Consider the following 16,238-nt stretch of genomic DNA (forward strand, 5'->3'; position numbering starts at 1 on the left):
CTCTTTTAGTGAAAAGACTACAGTACCGCGATTACCTCCGAGGGAGTGTTAGGGACGATGGCATGGCCGTAATGGTATTTTATCACGGTACGCCGCCGCTCCATTTTCCCTTCGGTTATCGCTGCATCAATGATGTGCTTTGGCAAACGAAAGCGCATGGCATAACCTTTTCCTTGCTCCTCGCTATAGTTATCGAGTGACAGTAATCGGAATAGGCGCTCTAAAGTATCACGTGGATCTTCAGAGTAGCGCTCTCGGACAGTTGGCTCATATTCTGAGTCATAACTTGGATGTTCCGAAGGATCCCAAGAAGACTGCTTGCGCCGCTTGTCATCAGCTTTTACGCCACGTTCTGCATTGGATTTCGACATTGCAAAAGTGGGAGCAATTGGCTCACGAACTTTATTGTCTCGAGAGACCTGCTCGGTCTGCACATTCACTGATGGGGCGATAAGTGGCACACTAATGTTCGTTGGTGACACGATCATAGTCGAGACCTCCCGAGCATCGCCCTTCCCAACCCAAGTGCTCTTGTTGTTGGTTAGTCTGTTATCGGCCTAATTGGTCAAAAATTTAGCGTTTTGGCGACTTTTTTTACGTTTGGTGACTTGTTTCCTAAATAATGTGACTCTTGACGTAAGTAAGTACTTATCATTGTCCAGAAAAGGCGACAACTTTCTGGCAGAAGGCTTCCGTCTCTGTAATGAAGGGGGCGTGTGAAGAGCTTTGGAATATATGACTTTCGCTCTTTGGCAGCCAAGTGTCCATATCGCTAGCGACTTTGACTGGCACCAATCCGTCTAATCGTCCGTAAAGTCGTAAGACGGGTGCTTGAATCGATGCTAATTGCTGGCGTAAATCGACCTCCGCTAACATGGTTAACCCGCTCAGTAATGTGTGAGGATTGGGTTCTGGGCGGGATAAGACCGCTTGTTTTATCTGTTTAACGTCTTGGCGCGCAGAAGGGCTGCCCATGGCTTGCAGTGCCATAAAGCGTTCTATGGTTAGGCGGAAATCTTCCATTAACTGCTGAGTGAAGTTAGTGAGCACTTGCGGTTGAATGCCACGCCACGGTTTTTCCGCCGCAAACTTAGGTGAACTGGCGACAGTGATCAGTTTTACTACTCGTTGAGGTTGATGAATCGCGATATGACTGGCAACTAAACCGCCCAGTGACCAACCGAGCCAAATTGCGTGCGGTGGTGCCTGTTCAAGTACCTGAGTCGCCATCTCCTTTAGGGACGATGCATGGCGTAAAGCACTGTGACCAAAACCTGGCAAGTCAACGACATGCACAGTAAAGTGCTGGCTGAGAATGTCGATGGTGGGTTGCCATACCGCACCATTCATGCCCCACCCGTGGATAAGAACCAGATCCGGGCCTTGCCCTTGCGTATGCCAATATAAACTTGCTGAGTCGCTCGCGAAAGTATGCACTTTTTTCAGTCCTTTCTGGATGTTGGCGCATGCACAGTAAAGCGATGAGCCGGAATCTATTTTCATCTATGTTAACCAATTGGCGGCGAAAAGCCATGTTGAGCACGCTGGCGAGCTGCATTCCTCGTTGGTGTGAAATCTGCCGTTTGGCGATTGATCCTACGGACAATCATCAACCGATTTGCCAGTATTGTCAGCGCTACTTTTTGACACAGCCGCGTTGCGCTCGTTGCGGGCTACCCACGCTACAATCGGTTGCAATGTGTGGGCAGTGTTTACGCCATCCACCGCCATGGCAACGCGTTGTGTGTGTTGGAGATTATCAGCCGCCACTTGCCGCTTTTGTTCAACAACTGAAATATCAGCGGCAGTTTTGGCTTGCGCCATGGCTCGCGCAGTTGTTGGCAGTACGGGTTGATCATCCGCCACCAATCATCACTTGTGTGCCTTTGCATTGGCGTCGGCATTGGTGGCGGGGGTTCAATCAAAGTGAACTGCTTGCTATGCATTTGGCTCAGCAACTGGATTGCCAGTTTGAGCCCCGCCTTTTTCGGCGACAGAAACATACCTTACCGCAACAAGGTATGAATAAAGCCCAGCGCAAACGTAACTTACGCCACGCTTTTACTATTGATAAACCGCCAAGTTATCCCCATGTTGCCATTGTTGATGACGTAATGACCACTGGAAGCACGGTGTATCATTTGTCGCAATTACTGCTTGCGAGCGGTGTCAAAAGCATCGATATTTACTGTTTATGTCGTACTCCGGAGCCCAAAGATTAAGATTGGCATCAGTGATTTGGAGAAAAGGGCTAGATCTCAAATTTCACAGGAGTAGAATGGTCAGTAAATAGCCTACAAATTTACTCAGGTATTCGTCGTGTCAAATACAATCATTATTACTGAATCCGCCCAGTCCCACTTTGCTAAGCTGCTGGCTCAGCAACCAGAAGGCACTAACATTCGTGTGTTTGTGGTTAATCCTGGAACACAAAATGCGGAATGTGGCGTTTCTTACTGCCCACCTGAAGCGGTCGAAGGTACCGATACTGAATTGGCGTTTAGTGATTTTTCTGCTTACGTGGATGAACTCAGCTTGCCATTCCTTGAAGACGCTGAAATTGACTTTGTGACCGATAAAATGGGATCACAACTGACACTAAAAGCGCCCAACGCCAAAATGCGCAAAGTGTCTGATGACGCACCTCTGATTGAGCGTGTGGAGTACGCGATTCAAACCCAAGTGAACCCACAGCTTGCCGGTCACGGTGGTCATGTGAGTTTGGTTGAAATCACCGATGATGGTGTTGCCATTGTGTCATTTGGTGGCGGTTGCAACGGCTGTTCAATGGTCGATGTGACGTTGAAAGAAGGCATTGAAAAAGAACTTCTTCAACAGTTTGAAGGAGAACTCACTGCCGTTCGTGATGCGACAGAGCATGATCGTGGTGAACACTCTTACTACTAAGTAAGTTGCACATGAAATTCAAAGGGTTGGCATTGCCAACCCTTTTATTTTTTAGCGTAAGGTCAGCAAAGCGGCAATTTCTCTGCTTTGACCTTTTCAAGCCATAGTTTTTTCTCATATATTAACAACACTTGTTAAATCGAAGGAGCGGGCACGTGAGTAAACGGACTCTGCCACAAATACTCGCCAAGCAAACAGTGGCTCAATCTCGTCTTTTTGCTGTTGAATCACTGGATTTACGTTTTAGTAATGGCGTGGAACGAACTTATGAACGAATGCGTCCAAGTGGTCGCAATGCTGTCATGATGGTGCCTGTGACTGAACAAGGGGATCTGCTGTTGGTTCGCGAATACGGTGCGGGCACTGAACGTTATGAATTAGGCTTTCCCAAAGGACTGATTGATTTAGGCGAAACCGCAGAACAAGCGGCAGTCCGAGAACTCAAAGAAGAAATTGGTATGGGCGCCAATCAGCTTACGCCGTTGAAAGAGGTGGTTCTCGCACCGTCCTATTTTTCCAGCAAAATGACGTTATTTGTTGCTCAAGATCTATACTCAGAAAAGTTAGAAGGGGATGAGCCCGAACCGTTAGAAATTGTGCGCTGGCCATTAGCGCAAGCGGAAGAGTTACTGACTCACCTCGATTTTTGTGAAGCACGCTGCATCACTGCGTTGATGTTAGCGTTGCGTATTTTGACCCCGTAATCGCGCTAAGGATGTTGTTGATGCCGACGACCAAAGATCTCTCCCATCTGCTACCGAATGTGATTGAAATTGCACGTTCGGCCGGGCAAGTAATTCTCGATATTTATCAAAAGAAGCAGTATCAAGAGTTCATCAAGAGCGATGATACACCGGTCACTAGCGCGGATATCGCAGCGCATAAATTGATTACTGAAAAGCTTTCTGAGTTAACGCCGGACATTCCGGTGTTATCCGAAGAAGCCGCGGACATTAGCTTAGCTCAGCGAGCTCAATGGGCGCGTTACTGGTTAGTCGACCCTCTGGATGGCACACAAGAGTTCATTGCACGCAGTGGTGACTTTGCCACAATTATCGCCTTAATCGAGAACAACCGTCCTGTGATGGGCGTTGTTTATGGACCCATTTCTGGTGTCACCTATTACGCCTATCACGGCAAAGGGGCATGGAAAATTCCTGATATGGACGAAAGTGTCGCGATTGAGACCCATAAACATGCGGGTTCGGGCTTTCCTATTGCGATGGCAATCAGTCGTCGTCAAGATATCAACCGTATTACCAGCCGCATGAACAGTGCTTGGAATTACGATTTAGTGCCATTGGGCTCGGCGGCTTTAAAAGCATGCTTGGTCGCGGAAGGTGCGGTTGACTGTTATCTGCGTTTGGGCCCCACAGGGGAATGGGATACCGCCGCGACGCAGTGCATTGTTGAAGAAGCGGGTGGCCGCATATTAAGTACTGTGCTGGAGCCGCTCTCTTACAACCAGCGCGATACCTTAGAGAATCCAAACTTTATTGTGCTGGGCGATGAGTCCCTACCTTGGCAGGATATTCTGCAGCGTAAAGATTAATCAAGAGTCAGTGGTATAAAAAAAGGTGGCGATAATGCCACCTTTTTTGATGTTATAAACCAAGATTAAGCTTTTGATTGCGTCGATGTGTTGACCTCTTTTTGAGCCTCTTGGCTTGTCTCTGTCTCAGGCAAAATCAGGTTGAGGATGATGGCTGTTAAACCGCCTGCTGCGACACCCGAAGAGAGAATGTTTTTAATAAACTCAGGCATAAACTGCAATATTTCTGGCTTTTGAGCGATACCTAGTCCCATTGAAAACGACAGCGCCATAATCAGTATGGCGCGACGATCAAGCTCTACGCGAGAGATAATACGAATGCCTGCGGCGGCAATGGTGCCAAACATAACGATGGTTGCTCCACCAAGAACGGGTTCAGGAATAAGCTGTACCATCGTCGCGACGCCAGGAAATAGCCCAAGAATGACCAGCATAGCCGAGATAAAATAACCCACATAGCGGCTGGCGACACCGGTTAGCATGATGACGCCGTTGTTTTGGCTGAATGTTGAATTGGGGAAGCTGTTAAATACGGCAGCTAAAGCCGAATTCAAACCATCTGCGAGCACCCCGCCTTTAATGCGTTTCATATAGACGGGGCCTTTGACGGGTTCACCTGAGACTTCTGAGGTCGCAGTGATATCACCAATGGCTTCCAATGCCGTAATAAAGAAAATCAGCACGAGTGGAATAAACAGGGACCAATCAAAGCCAAGGCCAAATTGCATTGGAATAGGTAAAGCCATCAATGGACTCGTTGACTCATCGGAACTCGTATCAATCATATCAAGGGCATAGGCCAGTAAGCAGCCGACCAGCATCGCAATGACGATTGACGCCACACGAATATAGGGGCTCTTGGCACGGTTAAGAACTACGATCAATGCCAATACCACGCCTGCTAATGCGAGGTTATCCAACTGTCCAAAACTACCATTGCCCATTGCCGCATAGCCGCCGCCCATAGAAATGAGCCCAACTTGAATCAAAGTTAAGCCAATCAAGGTGACGACGATGCCGGATACTAGAGGCGTGATAACGCGGCGTGCATATTCAAGGACTTGCGACAATAAAATTTCGGCAAAAGAGGCGACGAGGATGGTGCCAAAGATCGCCGCCATCATCGTAGGTACGTCCGCACCACCGGCTTGCAGTGCCATACCTGCGCCAATGATTGGACCAAGGAAGTTAAAGCTTGTGCCTTGAATCGAGAGCAATCCGGAGCCAATAGGACCGATGGTTCGAATTTGAATAAACGAAGAAATACCAGAAGCAAACAGCGACATGCTGATAATGGTGTTGGTTTGATCGCTTGGAACGCCAAGGGTTTGGCAAATGATTAAAGAAGGTGTAATCACCGCCACAAACATCGCCAGTAAGTGCTGTAAGGCAGCAAAAACGGTTTGAGGCAAAGGTGGACGATCATTTAATTGATAAACGAGCTCCGATTTAGGCGCGGGTGTGGATTTCATAGTTTATTCCTGTGCTAACCAAACTCCGCTGAATGGGGAGTTGGGGGCGAGTGAATACATCATCTGTGATTGCTGTTAATCAGAATTCACTCAAATCGAGATGAGCAGCGAGCTGCCGATTATTTAGGCGGGAATTATAGAGGTTTTACTCAAAAAGGCAAACGTTTGCTTTTTTGAGTAAACAGCAATGCAAGCATTTGGATCATGGTAACCCTAAAGCTCTAATCGCTGTACATTTTCAAGCTTAAGCTTTGGCGTAAACATTACGATTATCGAGCCAGCGGTCAATAATAGCTTGGGCGTTGTCAGGGTAGTGATCATGAATGTGCCTTGCGATCCGCTGAACTTCTGGAATTAAACGCTGATCTCGAATCAGGTCTGCAATCTTAAAATCAGCAAGGCCAGTTTGTTTCGTGCCCAGCAGCTCACCAGGGCCACGAATTTCTAAATCTCGCTGAGCAATCACAAAACCATCGTTACTTTCACGCAGCACACCAAGGCGTTTCTGCGCGGTTTTCGACAACGGAGCATGGTAAAGCAGAACGCAGTGACTGGCGACAGAACCCCGTCCGACTCGTCCTCGTAACTGATGGAGCTGTGCTAAGCCTAAGCGTTCAGGGTTTTCGATGATCATCAGGCTTGAGTTCGGTACATCTACGCCGACTTCAATCACTGTGGTGGCAACCAAAAGATGCAGTTTGTTATCTTTGAAATCCTGCATTACAGCTTGTTTCTCTGCGGGCTTCATTCGCCCGTGGACTAAACCAATTTTGACATCCGGTAATTTGGCTTGCAGTTCTTCGGCGGTATCGGCAGCGGCTTGTGCTTCTAATACTTCCGATTCATCAATCAGCGTGCATACCCAATAGGCTTGCTTACCTTCATTGACGCAGGCATGGCGCACACGCTCAACAATATCGTCGCGCTTGGTGTCGGGAATGGCGACGGTCTGAATGGGCGTGCGTCCTGGCGGCAACTCATCAATGATTGAGGTCTCGAGATCGGCGTAGGCAGTCATGGCTAATGTGCGCGGAATCGGTGTCGCGGTCATGATTAATTGATGCGGAAAAGCGCCTTGTTTTACGCCTTTCTCACGCAGCTCTAGTCGCTGGTGAACTCCGAAGCGGTGTTGTTCATCAATGATAACCAGCGCAAGGTGAGAAAACGTCACATGTTCTTGGAACAATGCGTGAGTACCGACCACCATTTTTGCTTGCCCAGACGCGATTTTTTCCAGTTCTGCTTGTTTTGCTTTGCCTTTGAGTTTTCCGGCTAACCAAGCCACCTCTATACCCATTTCTGCCAACCAATTGGAAAAATTGATCGCGTGCTGCTCTGCCAGAAGTTCGGTCGGCGCCATTAATGCGACTTGATACCCGTGCTCAATCGCACGCACCGCCGCCAGTGCAGCGACTAAGGTTTTCCCCGAGCCTACATCGCCTTGAACCAAACGCATCATTGGATGTGGTTGAGCCAAGTCGTGTTCGATTTCCTTGACGACTCTTGCTTGAGCATTGGTCGGTGAAAAGGGCAGTTTGGCAAGTAATTTGTCTTTTAACTGATGGATTTCGGCAAGGGGAAGCGCGTTATCTTTTTGCCCCTGACTGCGTACCGCGAGCATGGATAAATTTTGGGCGAGAAGTTCTTCGATAATTAATCGCAGTTGCGCCGGATGTTTTCCTTCATCAAATAGATCGAGGGCGATATCTGGCGAAGGACGGTGAATTATGTGCAGCGCTTCACCGAGTGAGAGTTGATGGTCATATAAGCCGCTAGGCAGTAACTCTTGAACGGCTGATTTATCAAGCAGTTCCAGCGCTTGGTCTGTCAAGTTGCGTAGCGTTGCTTGGCGCAACCCTTCCGTGGTGGGATAAACAGGCGTCAGATGCGCTTCAACATCAGGTTGTTGTTGCGGCGCATAAAATTTGTAGTCAGGATGAATGATTTCTAACCCGGTGTTTCCTCGTTTTATCTCCCCGTACGCATGCACGGCTTTGCCTTCAGCGAAGTTATTTTTCATCGCTGCGGTAAAGTTGAAAAACCGTAGGGTGACGGTACCGTTACCATCGCTGATTTTGACCGTTAACATCTTACGCCGCCCAAATAAGGTATCGACGCTCATCACTTTACCTTGTACCGCAGCCCAAAGCCCAGCATGAAGTTTGACCATCGGATAGATACGCGTACGGTCTTCGTAACGTAACGGGAGATGAAAAAGCAGATCTTGGACGCTATTGAGCCCCACTTTTGCCAGTTTCTCTGCGACTTTGGCACCAACGCCAGATAAAGAAGTTAGAGGAATGGCGGACAGTAATTGGGACATAGGGCTCTCATCACTCACAATATAATTATGTTTAGTTAACCATTGAGCTGTGTTTTTGTACAGGGAAAAGTGATGGAGAGCGAATAAGGTCGCGTAATTTCAATAGCATGAAACACATATCGCGGCTGAAAGCGTGAATTTAGCCGCGTTGCATCTCTTGCCACCATTCCGGTTCTGCGAGGATTTGACCTTGTTCATCAAGTGCTGGATAAGCTAACCCTTTACGTTTGGCGACTTTAGCCAAGACAGGGTGTCCACGTTCAAACAGAATGCGATGGATGGTCTCTGCCGGCAGTTGGCTGATATCACGATCATACATGCCAGCGGCTTGTCGCTGGCGCTGCGCTTCATACAAAATGACCGCACTCGCCACCGAGACATTCAATGACTGAACCATGCCGACCATTGGAATCACGATATCTTGGTCTGCAAGGTCAAGTGCTGCCTGAGAAATCCCTCGTTTTTCGCTACCAAGAATAATCGCTGTCGGCTTGGTGTAATCGACTTCGCGAAAGTCGATGGCAGTTGCTGATAAGTTGGTGACGAGAATCTGCATACCTTGAGATTTCAGCTCGGTAACCGCGTCAATAATCGTGTCATGGGGCTCGACTTCAACCCAATTTCGCGCGCCTGCGGAGGTATGGCTAAGAGTGCGCATTTGATCATTAGGCCATACAGCATGGACCTTGTGTAGGCCTGTGGCATCTGCACTGCGAATGACTGCAGAGACATTATTTGGCTTGTGGACTTCTTCTAGGCACAGGGTTAAGTCGACTTGGCGCGCTTTGAGCACCTGTTGAATGCGTTGATAACGTTCAGGATTCATAACAACGTTCTAACTAATAAAGGTAAGGAGTGAAAATGAAAATGCCCTTAAGTAAGGGCATTTGCTATTGAGTATAGGATGATCAGTTCTTTCTGCGACGCACCCGCAGCGTTTGTTGCATGGCTTTGAGTTTGCGCATAATGCCCGCTAAATGCACGCGATCTTTGGTCGTCAGCAGCACGGTCACGGTATACAAGCGTCCGTCTCGTTCTTCGGTCGAAAGGCCGTGAATATTGGAGCCGGTTTGCGAAATCACGTTGGTGAGTTCAGCCAGCGCACCCTGACGGTTTTGCAGATCGACTTTCAACTCGGTAATAAACTCTTGCTGATAATCATCAGACCATTCCACAGCCATGTATTTATCCGGTTCGCGCTGGTAACCACGCACGTTTGGACAGGTTTCACGGTGAACCACTAAGCCACGACCCGGCGAGACGTGGGCAATGATGTGATCATCGGGTATAGGATGACAACAGTTAGCGAACGTCAGCAAAATACCTTCAGCGCCACGAATTGGCAGTTTCTTGCGTGGTTTGCCTTCGTTTTGCACTTCCGTTAATTCGTCCGCATCTCCAAGTAAGCGTCGAGCGATCACAATACTCATCAATTCACCTAAGCCAATCGCCGCCAGCAGTTCATCGACACTTGGAATTTTCAGGTCGTTGAGCACATGGTTGACGTTTTCTTCACTGATATCTGTCAGTGAGAGATCGCCTAAGGCGTGATTGAGTAGGCGACGACCAAGAGTCACTGACTCTTCACGGCGCATGGTTTTCAGCACTTGACGAATCTTGGTTCGTGCCCGTGACGTCACGACATAGTTGAGCCATGCTGCATTTGGACGTGCACCCGGCGCACTAATGATCTCAACGGTTTGACCGCTTTTCAGCGCTTTACTGAGTGGATACGGATTTCGGTCCACGCGCGCACCGACACAGGTGTTACCTACGTCAGTATGTACCGCATAAGCAAAGTCAACCGCGGTTGCGCCCGCAGGAAGTTCGACAATGCGCCCTTTTGGTGTGAAGACGTAAATTTCATCTGGGAACAGATCAGATTTCACGTTTTCAATGAACTCGAACGAGTTACCTGCGCTTTGCTGGAGTTCAAGCAAGCTTTGCATCCAACGTTGGGCTTTGATCTGGGCTGTGGTGCCAGAAGTGTCACTTCGATCTTTGTATGACCAGTGCGCTGCAACCCCTTTATCCGCCATTTGGTCCATGTCTTCGGTACGAATCTGTACTTCAACAGGCACCCCATGTGGACCAACCATCGAGGTATGAATCGATTGATATCCGTTGGCCTTTGGCACCGCGATATAATCTTTCATCCGTCCAGGACGAGGTTTATACAGACCGTGAACTTGACCCAGTACGCGATAGCAAGTATCGGCATCTTCAACAATCACCCGGAACGCGTAAATGTCCATAATGGTATGGAAACGCTGTTCCTTGGTTTTCATCTTGTTGTAGATCGAATAGAGGTTTTTCTCACGTCCTAATACGCGAGCTTTGATTCCCACTTCTTCTAAGCGACCTTCTATTTCGCTGTGAATCCGCTGAATCATCTCTTTACGATTGCCGCGAGCCGTTTTTAGTACCTCTTTCAACACGCGATAACGGTTGGGGTACAAGGCTTCAAAGCCTAACTCTTCGAGTTCGACTTTAATATTGTGAATACCAAGACGGTGAGCAAGCGGTGCGTAGATTTCGAGAGTTTCACGAGCAATGCGGCGCTTCTTATCAGGGCGTAGAGCCCCTAAAGTGCGCATATTGTGTGTACGGTCGGCCAGTTTGATCAGAATAACGCGAATGTCTTGCACCATGGCAAGAACCATTTTACGAAAGTTTTCTGCTTGGGCTTCCTTGCGATCTCGAAATTTGAGCTTGTCGAGTTTTGAAACGCCATCCACCAACTCAGCCACCGTCGAACCGAATTTGTGTTCGAGTTCTTCTTTGGTGACATCACAATCTTCAATCACATCGTGAAGCAGTGCGGCTTGCAGGGTTTCGATATCCAGACGCATTTCGGCCAAAATACGAGACACCGCCACCGGGTGGATGATATACGGTTCACCGCTAGAGCGGGTTTGCCCTTCATGGGCATCTTTCGCTACCACATAAGATTGACGCAGAGCCTCAATTTGAGGCTCTGTTAGGTATTCTTGGGCAACGTCTTTGAGGCTATCAAATAGATACAAACTTCAGGCCTGAACGTAGATGTAGTCGATGCAGGAATTAACGGCTGTGTGCGATGCTGCTTACGGCAGCAAGCTCAGCGGCTTCCTGTTCCTGTTGTTCTTGACGCTCACGTGCATCAAGTACTTCTTTCGTGATAAGCCCATCTTCGATTTCACGAAGTGCAATCACGGTTGGCTTATCGTTCTCTTCAGGCACTAGAGAATCTTTGCCGCCAGTTTGCATTTGACGTGCGCGGCGAGCCGCAATTAGAACAAGGTCGAAACGGTTGCCAACTTTTTCAACAGCGTCTTGAACAGTTACGCGTGCCATGAGAACTCCAAATAGTTAACTAAAATTTTGAATGACGAGAAATTATACAACCTAATGCGAGTGGATTCTAGCCACGCGCACGATTGCTATTTTTTACATTATTAAGCAAGTAAGGCGTCAAGCATACCTTTATATTTAGCAGCTTGCTTATCTTGCTTCAATCTTTCTGCGCGTAAGATGGCTTTAAAGTCCACCAGTGCGCCATCAAAGTCATCATTGATGATGACATAATCGTATTCGTGGTAGTGCGAAATTTCCGATTTTGCTTCTGCCATACGCTTCGCGATGACCGCTTCGCTGTCTTGACCGCGCGCGTTTAAGCGGCGTTCAAGCTCACCATTCGATGGTGGCAGAATAAAGATGCTTTTGGCTTCTGGCATTTGTTCGCGTATTTGACGCGCGCCTTGCCAGTCAATATCGAGAAAAACATCGATACCTTTTTCAAGATTTTTTTCAATCCACGGACGAGAGGTTCCGTAATAGTTACCAAACACTTCAGCGTATTCTAAAAAGGCGTCTTGCTTGATTAAGTCTTCAAACTGCTCTTTTTCAACGAAGTGGTAGTGAATACCATCTTGTTCACCAGGACGCATGCCGCGTGTGGTATGAGAAACCGAAACTTTCATTGCGTAAGTCGGGTTTTTCTCTATCAAAGCTGAAATTAAGCTCGACTTCCCTGCGCCACTCGGTGCAGAGACAATATATAACGTACCTTTGCCCATTATTCGGTTCCAATTTGGGTTGGATAGAATGCCGAACTCACTGCTCAACATTACTTAAAGATAGCACTGACCTGATGGTTTTCGCAGTGGTCAATGGCGAAATTTAGGTCAGAAAAATGGAGGCGAAGAGTAGCACGATCCTAAGGATCTTCTCAAGAGGTGTGTGATGATTCTCCCCTTTTGATGATTGTTATTGATTAGGACAAACACGCCGCTTTACTTGCGGAAAGCGGCGTGAGCGGTGCTTATTCGATATCGACGTACAACGTTCGCCCTTTGGCTTCGATGTAGGCCTCACCTGTGACCTTATCTCGTGGCTGGTCAAGGAAGTCGATATTTTGATCTTTCCAGCCAAATTGATAGAGGTACGGTCTTAAATAATGCAGCTCAAGGTTAGTAAGGTTTTTATAAGCATCAGATTTCGTCAATTGGTAAAAGTACTCACTGGTTTTGACATTGTCGGCACTGATGACAATTTTGTCGAAACGTTCTGGTTGCTGTAAATAGCCTTGCGTATCACGCTCAACCAGCATCGCTTCGGTGAGAATACGCTTCTCGTTATAGCTGTGATTGTAGTGATGCATTTTATACGCAAATGGAATAAACAAACTCAGTAGCAATACGATTCGCCAAGTTCGATTCTCGACCAGTAACATCATCATCGCTAAGCCTATCGGCAAGGTAATCCCTGAGCGCAAAGGAACTTTGACGCCCATAGCAACCACACTGGCATAGATCGAGAACACCACCATGAATACGACAAGCGTGTATTTAAAGTGATTTTTCAACGCCCACAAAGTGGTTAACGCCACTGGCACAAATAGCCACGGGCTGAGATCTGCAAGATAGAGTGCATTGCGTTCAAAGTTACCTGCACTTTTAAGGATATTACTGATCAGGGAGTCCATATCGCTGGTGGGCGTTGATTTTCGCCAACTCACAAACTCAATGAAGCTTGGGTGATCGGTAAATAAATAGGTATAGATGTAGACGCTGATATTCGCGACGACATAGCCCAATACATAACCGGCCATCCAGACCACCATAAAGAGTACAAACTCTTTAAAGCTGGAACGGCTGATGTCACGAATGAAGAGCAGCGGCATCAGGAAGTAAAATGCGGGGTACGTGGCGAACAGCAGAATACCTGACAGCAGTAAAAACGTGTTGCGCGATAACCTATTGGTGATGCATGAAAATAGCGCTAACAATGCCATCCCCGGTACTAAGGTCATTGGCCATTTAAACAGCATGGTAAAGTACGGCACATTGACCATTAACAGAGCAAAAGCAACCGCAAGCCAAGGTGCTTTGCGCATGCCATTGGCCACTTGGTAACCAAAGATAAACACAAACAAGCTGCATAAACTGACGGCAATAAACTGCGGAACCGCTTGTAGCGCGTGAAATAGTGCAAAGTTAATCCAGCGCCCTTCTGAGACAAATTTGCCGACATAATCGTCCATGTAAGGCATGGCATCATGAGCGACATTCTCAAGCATTGAATAGTAGACGTTATAAAGCGTGACCAGCGCAAGAATGGCGACTAAAGCCCATTGGGCAATACGTAGCCAGTCTAGCTGGATTTTGTCACTGCGTTGTGACGATAACAGCGTATTCATTGATACACCCCACGAGTAAAAATGGTCCGATAACCGAGATAATTAATCACCATGGAAGCGCCGATAGCAAATACTTGCGCTAAGTAGACGTACATTCCAAGGTGGTCGACAAGCAGATATAAAATGCCAGTACTGCAGGCTAAAGAGGTCAAATTGACCACACAGAATGGGACAAATTGACCAGAGCGTTTCGGTTGTTTAAACACAAAACTGCGATTAAGCACATAGCTCACCATCATGCCAATGAAATAGGCCAGGACTGACGCTAAAATATGGCGATGAGTGATTTGGTATAAAGCGATAAAAGCCACATACGCGGTCAGCGTATTGATGACGCCCACCATGGCAAAACGGATTTTTTGCCACAGAGAGGGGCTTATCCAACTACTCGCTTTCTTGGCGGGTTTCACTGTGCTCACCATCCAGTCCTTTCTTAAGAATATACAGTGGTCGGTGTTTGGCTTCGTTGTAAATTCGCGCGACATATTCGCCTAAAATACCAATCGCAATCAGTTGAACACCGCCCATAAATAGGATTGAGTCGACCAAGGATGTCCAACCCGATACCCACTCATCGGTGGCCAAGCGAACATAAATCGAATAGATGAGTAAAAGGAACGCGACGCCCGATGAGATAAAGCCCATTAAGATAGAAATCTTGAGTGGTTTTACCGAGAACGACAAAATGCCATCAAGCGCAAAGCGAATCATTTTACGCAGTGGGTATTTCGATTCCCCAGCAAAGCGCGCTGAACGTTCATACTCCACATACGTTTGGTTAAACCCGATCCAGCTCACCATGCCACGAATAAAGCGTGTTTTTTCTGGCATCTCTTTGAGTTGTTCCACCACTTGGCGATCCATGAGGCGAAAATCCCCAGTGTCGAGCGGAATAGGAATTTCAGACAGTCGATTGAGGACCTTGTAAAACAGCTTGGCGGAGGCGCGTTTAAACGTGGATTCACCGTCGCGATGCAGACGAGTACCGTAAACGACATCATAGCCGGCTTGCCACTTTTCAATCATCTGCTCGATGACTTGCGGTGGATCTTGTAAATCCGCGTCAATTAATACCACCGCATCGCCACGACTGGCGTCGATACCTGCACTGACGGCTTGCTGATGCCCAAAATTGCGAGAAAAAGAGAGGGTGTGAACATTCGCGTGTTGCTTGCTGTAGCTCAGGAGTTTGGCTTCCGTATCATCTGAGCTGCCGTCGTTAACGAAAATCAATTCGAAGCGGTAATCACTTAATCCATTAGTGACAGACAACAATTCTTCAACAGTAAAGTCAATGACCTCACTTTCGTTGAAGCATGGAATGACAACAGAAATCATTTTCTTCATATAAGACCTAAATACCCTTATCGTCCAGCGAGTTAACGCAATGAGACGCTTGATGTTGAACGGCCAAACTTTCGTCTCTCCCACGTGACTAATGAGGCAGAGAGTGAATAACAATCGTACTGATTTAACGAAGGTCTAACGTCAAGAAGCTAGCAGAAAGATGTAAAAGAAATAACAAATTGACGTGAATTCTATCAGTGAGGTGAATAGCTTAAATGGCGTACCCTATACGGCGTGAACCTGCCAAGTGAGTCTTAAGTAGCGTGTTGAAATAACAGAAAAAAGGCAGCACCAATATCGGTACTGCCTGTCTAGGATAGATGAGACAAAGAGAAGGGGGATTTACAGCTGTTGGATCAGTTCGCCAATCGCTGACCAATCGTGCGTATCAAGTAAGGCGGTTGGCACCATCCATGTACCGCCACACGCAATAACACTCGGCAGTGCTAAGTAATCACTAATGTTATTTGGGCTGATGCCACCCGTTGGCATAAAACTTATAGGGTAAACGGCACTCAGTGACTTAAGCATGGCGACGCCACCAGAAGGTTCGGCAGGGAAAAATTTCAGTGTTTTAAGACCCAGTGTCATCGCTTGTTCAACTAAGCTCGGATTGTTAACACCAGGAACAATCGCAATTCCGCGCTGCTGGCAGTATTTGACGGTGGTTGGGTTTAGGCCTGGGCTGACAATAAAGTCGGCACCGGCTTCGATCGCTTGATCCACCTGTTCCGTTGTCAAAATGGTCCCGGCACCAATCAGCATGTCGGGGTAAGCTTGGCGCATAATACGCATCGACTCTGCCGCGGCATCGGTGCGAAATGTCACCTCTGCACATGGCAGGCCATTTTCCATTAATACTTTTGCCAAAGGCAAAGCTTGGTCGACATGATTTAAAGCGATCACCGGCACCACTTTAATGGCTTGAAGTTTTTGTTCGAGCGTTAGCATGTTGTG

The 16,238-nt window shown here is 47.5% G+C and carries 16 protein-coding genes; 4 read left to right on the plus strand and 12 right to left on the minus strand.

The features are described 5' to 3' along the window. Positions 1–17 precede the first annotated feature (17 nt). Positions 18–488 carry an ATP-dependent Lon protease gene (locus ACFFUV_RS15340; RefSeq protein ID WP_390194463.1) on the minus strand — a complete coding sequence of 157 codons (471 nt, stop codon included), beginning with the start codon at positions 486–488 and terminating at the stop codon, positions 18–20. Positions 489–651: 163 nt separating this feature from the next. Beyond that, a complete protein-coding gene (gene bioH / locus ACFFUV_RS15345) occupies positions 652–1,446 on the minus strand; it encodes a pimeloyl-ACP methyl ester esterase BioH (protein ID WP_390194696.1) in 795 nt (264 codons plus the stop codon). Positions 1,447–1,532: 86 nt separating this feature from the next. On the opposite strand from bioH, the gene ACFFUV_RS15350 reads away from it, so the two are divergent. The 4 genes from ACFFUV_RS15350 (at position 1,533) to cysQ (ending at position 4,459) form a co-directional block, all read left to right on the plus strand. Next, positions 1,533–2,222 (plus strand): phosphoribosyltransferase family protein, encoded by a 690-nt coding sequence (locus ACFFUV_RS15350; RefSeq protein ID WP_390194464.1) that lies wholly within the window; start codon positions 1,533–1,535, stop codon positions 2,220–2,222. A 97-nt stretch (positions 2,223–2,319) separates the two neighbouring features. Next, entirely contained in the window at positions 2,320–2,907 is a 588-nt protein-coding gene (gene nfuA, locus ACFFUV_RS15355; protein WP_390194465.1) for a Fe-S biogenesis protein NfuA, read from the plus strand. Positions 2,908–3,062: 155 nt separating this feature from the next. Continuing rightward, positions 3,063–3,611, plus strand: a complete 549-nt coding sequence (gene nudE / locus ACFFUV_RS15360; RefSeq protein WP_390194466.1) for an ADP compounds hydrolase NudE — start codon at positions 3,063–3,065, stop codon at positions 3,609–3,611. Between the two features lie 20 nt (positions 3,612–3,631). Beyond that, complete coding sequence (cysQ, locus tag ACFFUV_RS15365; protein WP_390194467.1) at positions 3,632–4,459, plus strand: 3'(2'),5'-bisphosphate nucleotidase CysQ; 828 nt, start codon at positions 3,632–3,634, stop codon at positions 4,457–4,459. 65 nt (positions 4,460–4,524) lie between these two features. Here the strand turns inward: cysQ and ACFFUV_RS15370 are convergent, their stop codons facing one another. From ACFFUV_RS15370 to ACFFUV_RS15415, 10 genes are all read right to left on the minus strand, one after another. Next, a complete protein-coding gene (locus ACFFUV_RS15370) occupies positions 4,525–5,931 on the minus strand; it encodes a uracil-xanthine permease family protein (RefSeq protein ID WP_390194468.1) in 1,407 nt (468 codons plus the stop codon). A gap of 244 nt (positions 5,932–6,175) precedes the next feature. After that, positions 6,176–8,254: an ATP-dependent DNA helicase RecG gene (recG, locus tag ACFFUV_RS15375; RefSeq protein WP_390194469.1), complete on the minus strand. Its 2,079-nt coding sequence runs from the start codon at positions 8,252–8,254 to the stop codon at positions 6,176–6,178. A gap of 139 nt (positions 8,255–8,393) precedes the next feature. After that, positions 8,394–9,080: a tRNA (guanosine(18)-2'-O)-methyltransferase TrmH gene (trmH, locus tag ACFFUV_RS15380; RefSeq protein WP_390194470.1), complete on the minus strand. Its 687-nt coding sequence runs from the start codon at positions 9,078–9,080 to the stop codon at positions 8,394–8,396. Positions 9,081–9,162: 82 nt separating this feature from the next. Further along, positions 9,163–11,280, minus strand: a complete 2,118-nt coding sequence (spoT, locus tag ACFFUV_RS15385; RefSeq protein WP_390194471.1) for a bifunctional GTP diphosphokinase/guanosine-3',5'-bis pyrophosphate 3'-pyrophosphohydrolase — start codon at positions 11,278–11,280, stop codon at positions 9,163–9,165. 37 nt (positions 11,281–11,317) lie between these two features. Continuing rightward, positions 11,318–11,590 (minus strand): DNA-directed RNA polymerase subunit omega, encoded by a 273-nt coding sequence (rpoZ, locus tag ACFFUV_RS15390; RefSeq protein WP_093277863.1) that lies wholly within the window; start codon positions 11,588–11,590, stop codon positions 11,318–11,320. 101 nt (positions 11,591–11,691) lie between these two features. After that, the gene (gmk, locus tag ACFFUV_RS15395; RefSeq protein WP_390194472.1) at positions 11,692–12,312 is read right to left on the minus strand and encodes a guanylate kinase; all 621 of its coding nucleotides are present in this window, start codon (positions 12,310–12,312) and stop codon (positions 11,692–11,694) included. A 245-nt stretch (positions 12,313–12,557) separates the two neighbouring features. After that, positions 12,558–13,934, minus strand: coding sequence for a GtrA family protein (locus ACFFUV_RS15400; RefSeq protein WP_390194473.1), 1,377 nt, complete (start codon positions 13,932–13,934; stop codon positions 12,558–12,560). Beyond that, complete coding sequence (locus ACFFUV_RS15405) at positions 13,931–14,344, minus strand: GtrA family protein (RefSeq protein ID WP_390194474.1); 414 nt, start codon at positions 14,342–14,344, stop codon at positions 13,931–13,933. The genes ACFFUV_RS15400 and ACFFUV_RS15405 overlap by 4 nt, the downstream gene beginning before the upstream one ends. After that, the gene (locus ACFFUV_RS15410; RefSeq protein ID WP_390194475.1) at positions 14,319–15,281 is read right to left on the minus strand and encodes a glycosyltransferase family 2 protein; all 963 of its coding nucleotides are present in this window, start codon (positions 15,279–15,281) and stop codon (positions 14,319–14,321) included. The genes ACFFUV_RS15405 and ACFFUV_RS15410 overlap by 26 nt, the downstream gene beginning before the upstream one ends. 342 nt (positions 15,282–15,623) lie before the next feature. After that, positions 15,624–16,232 carry a bifunctional 4-hydroxy-2-oxoglutarate aldolase/2-dehydro-3-deoxy-phosphogluconate aldolase gene (locus tag ACFFUV_RS15415; RefSeq protein ID WP_390194476.1) on the minus strand — a complete coding sequence of 203 codons (609 nt, stop codon included), beginning with the start codon at positions 16,230–16,232 and terminating at the stop codon, positions 15,624–15,626. Between the last annotated feature and the right edge of the window lie 6 nt (positions 16,233–16,238).

This window comes from Vibrio olivae (assembly GCF_042428525.1).
In the GTDB taxonomy this organism is placed as follows: domain Bacteria; phylum Pseudomonadota; class Gammaproteobacteria; order Enterobacterales; family Vibrionaceae; genus Vibrio; species Vibrio olivae.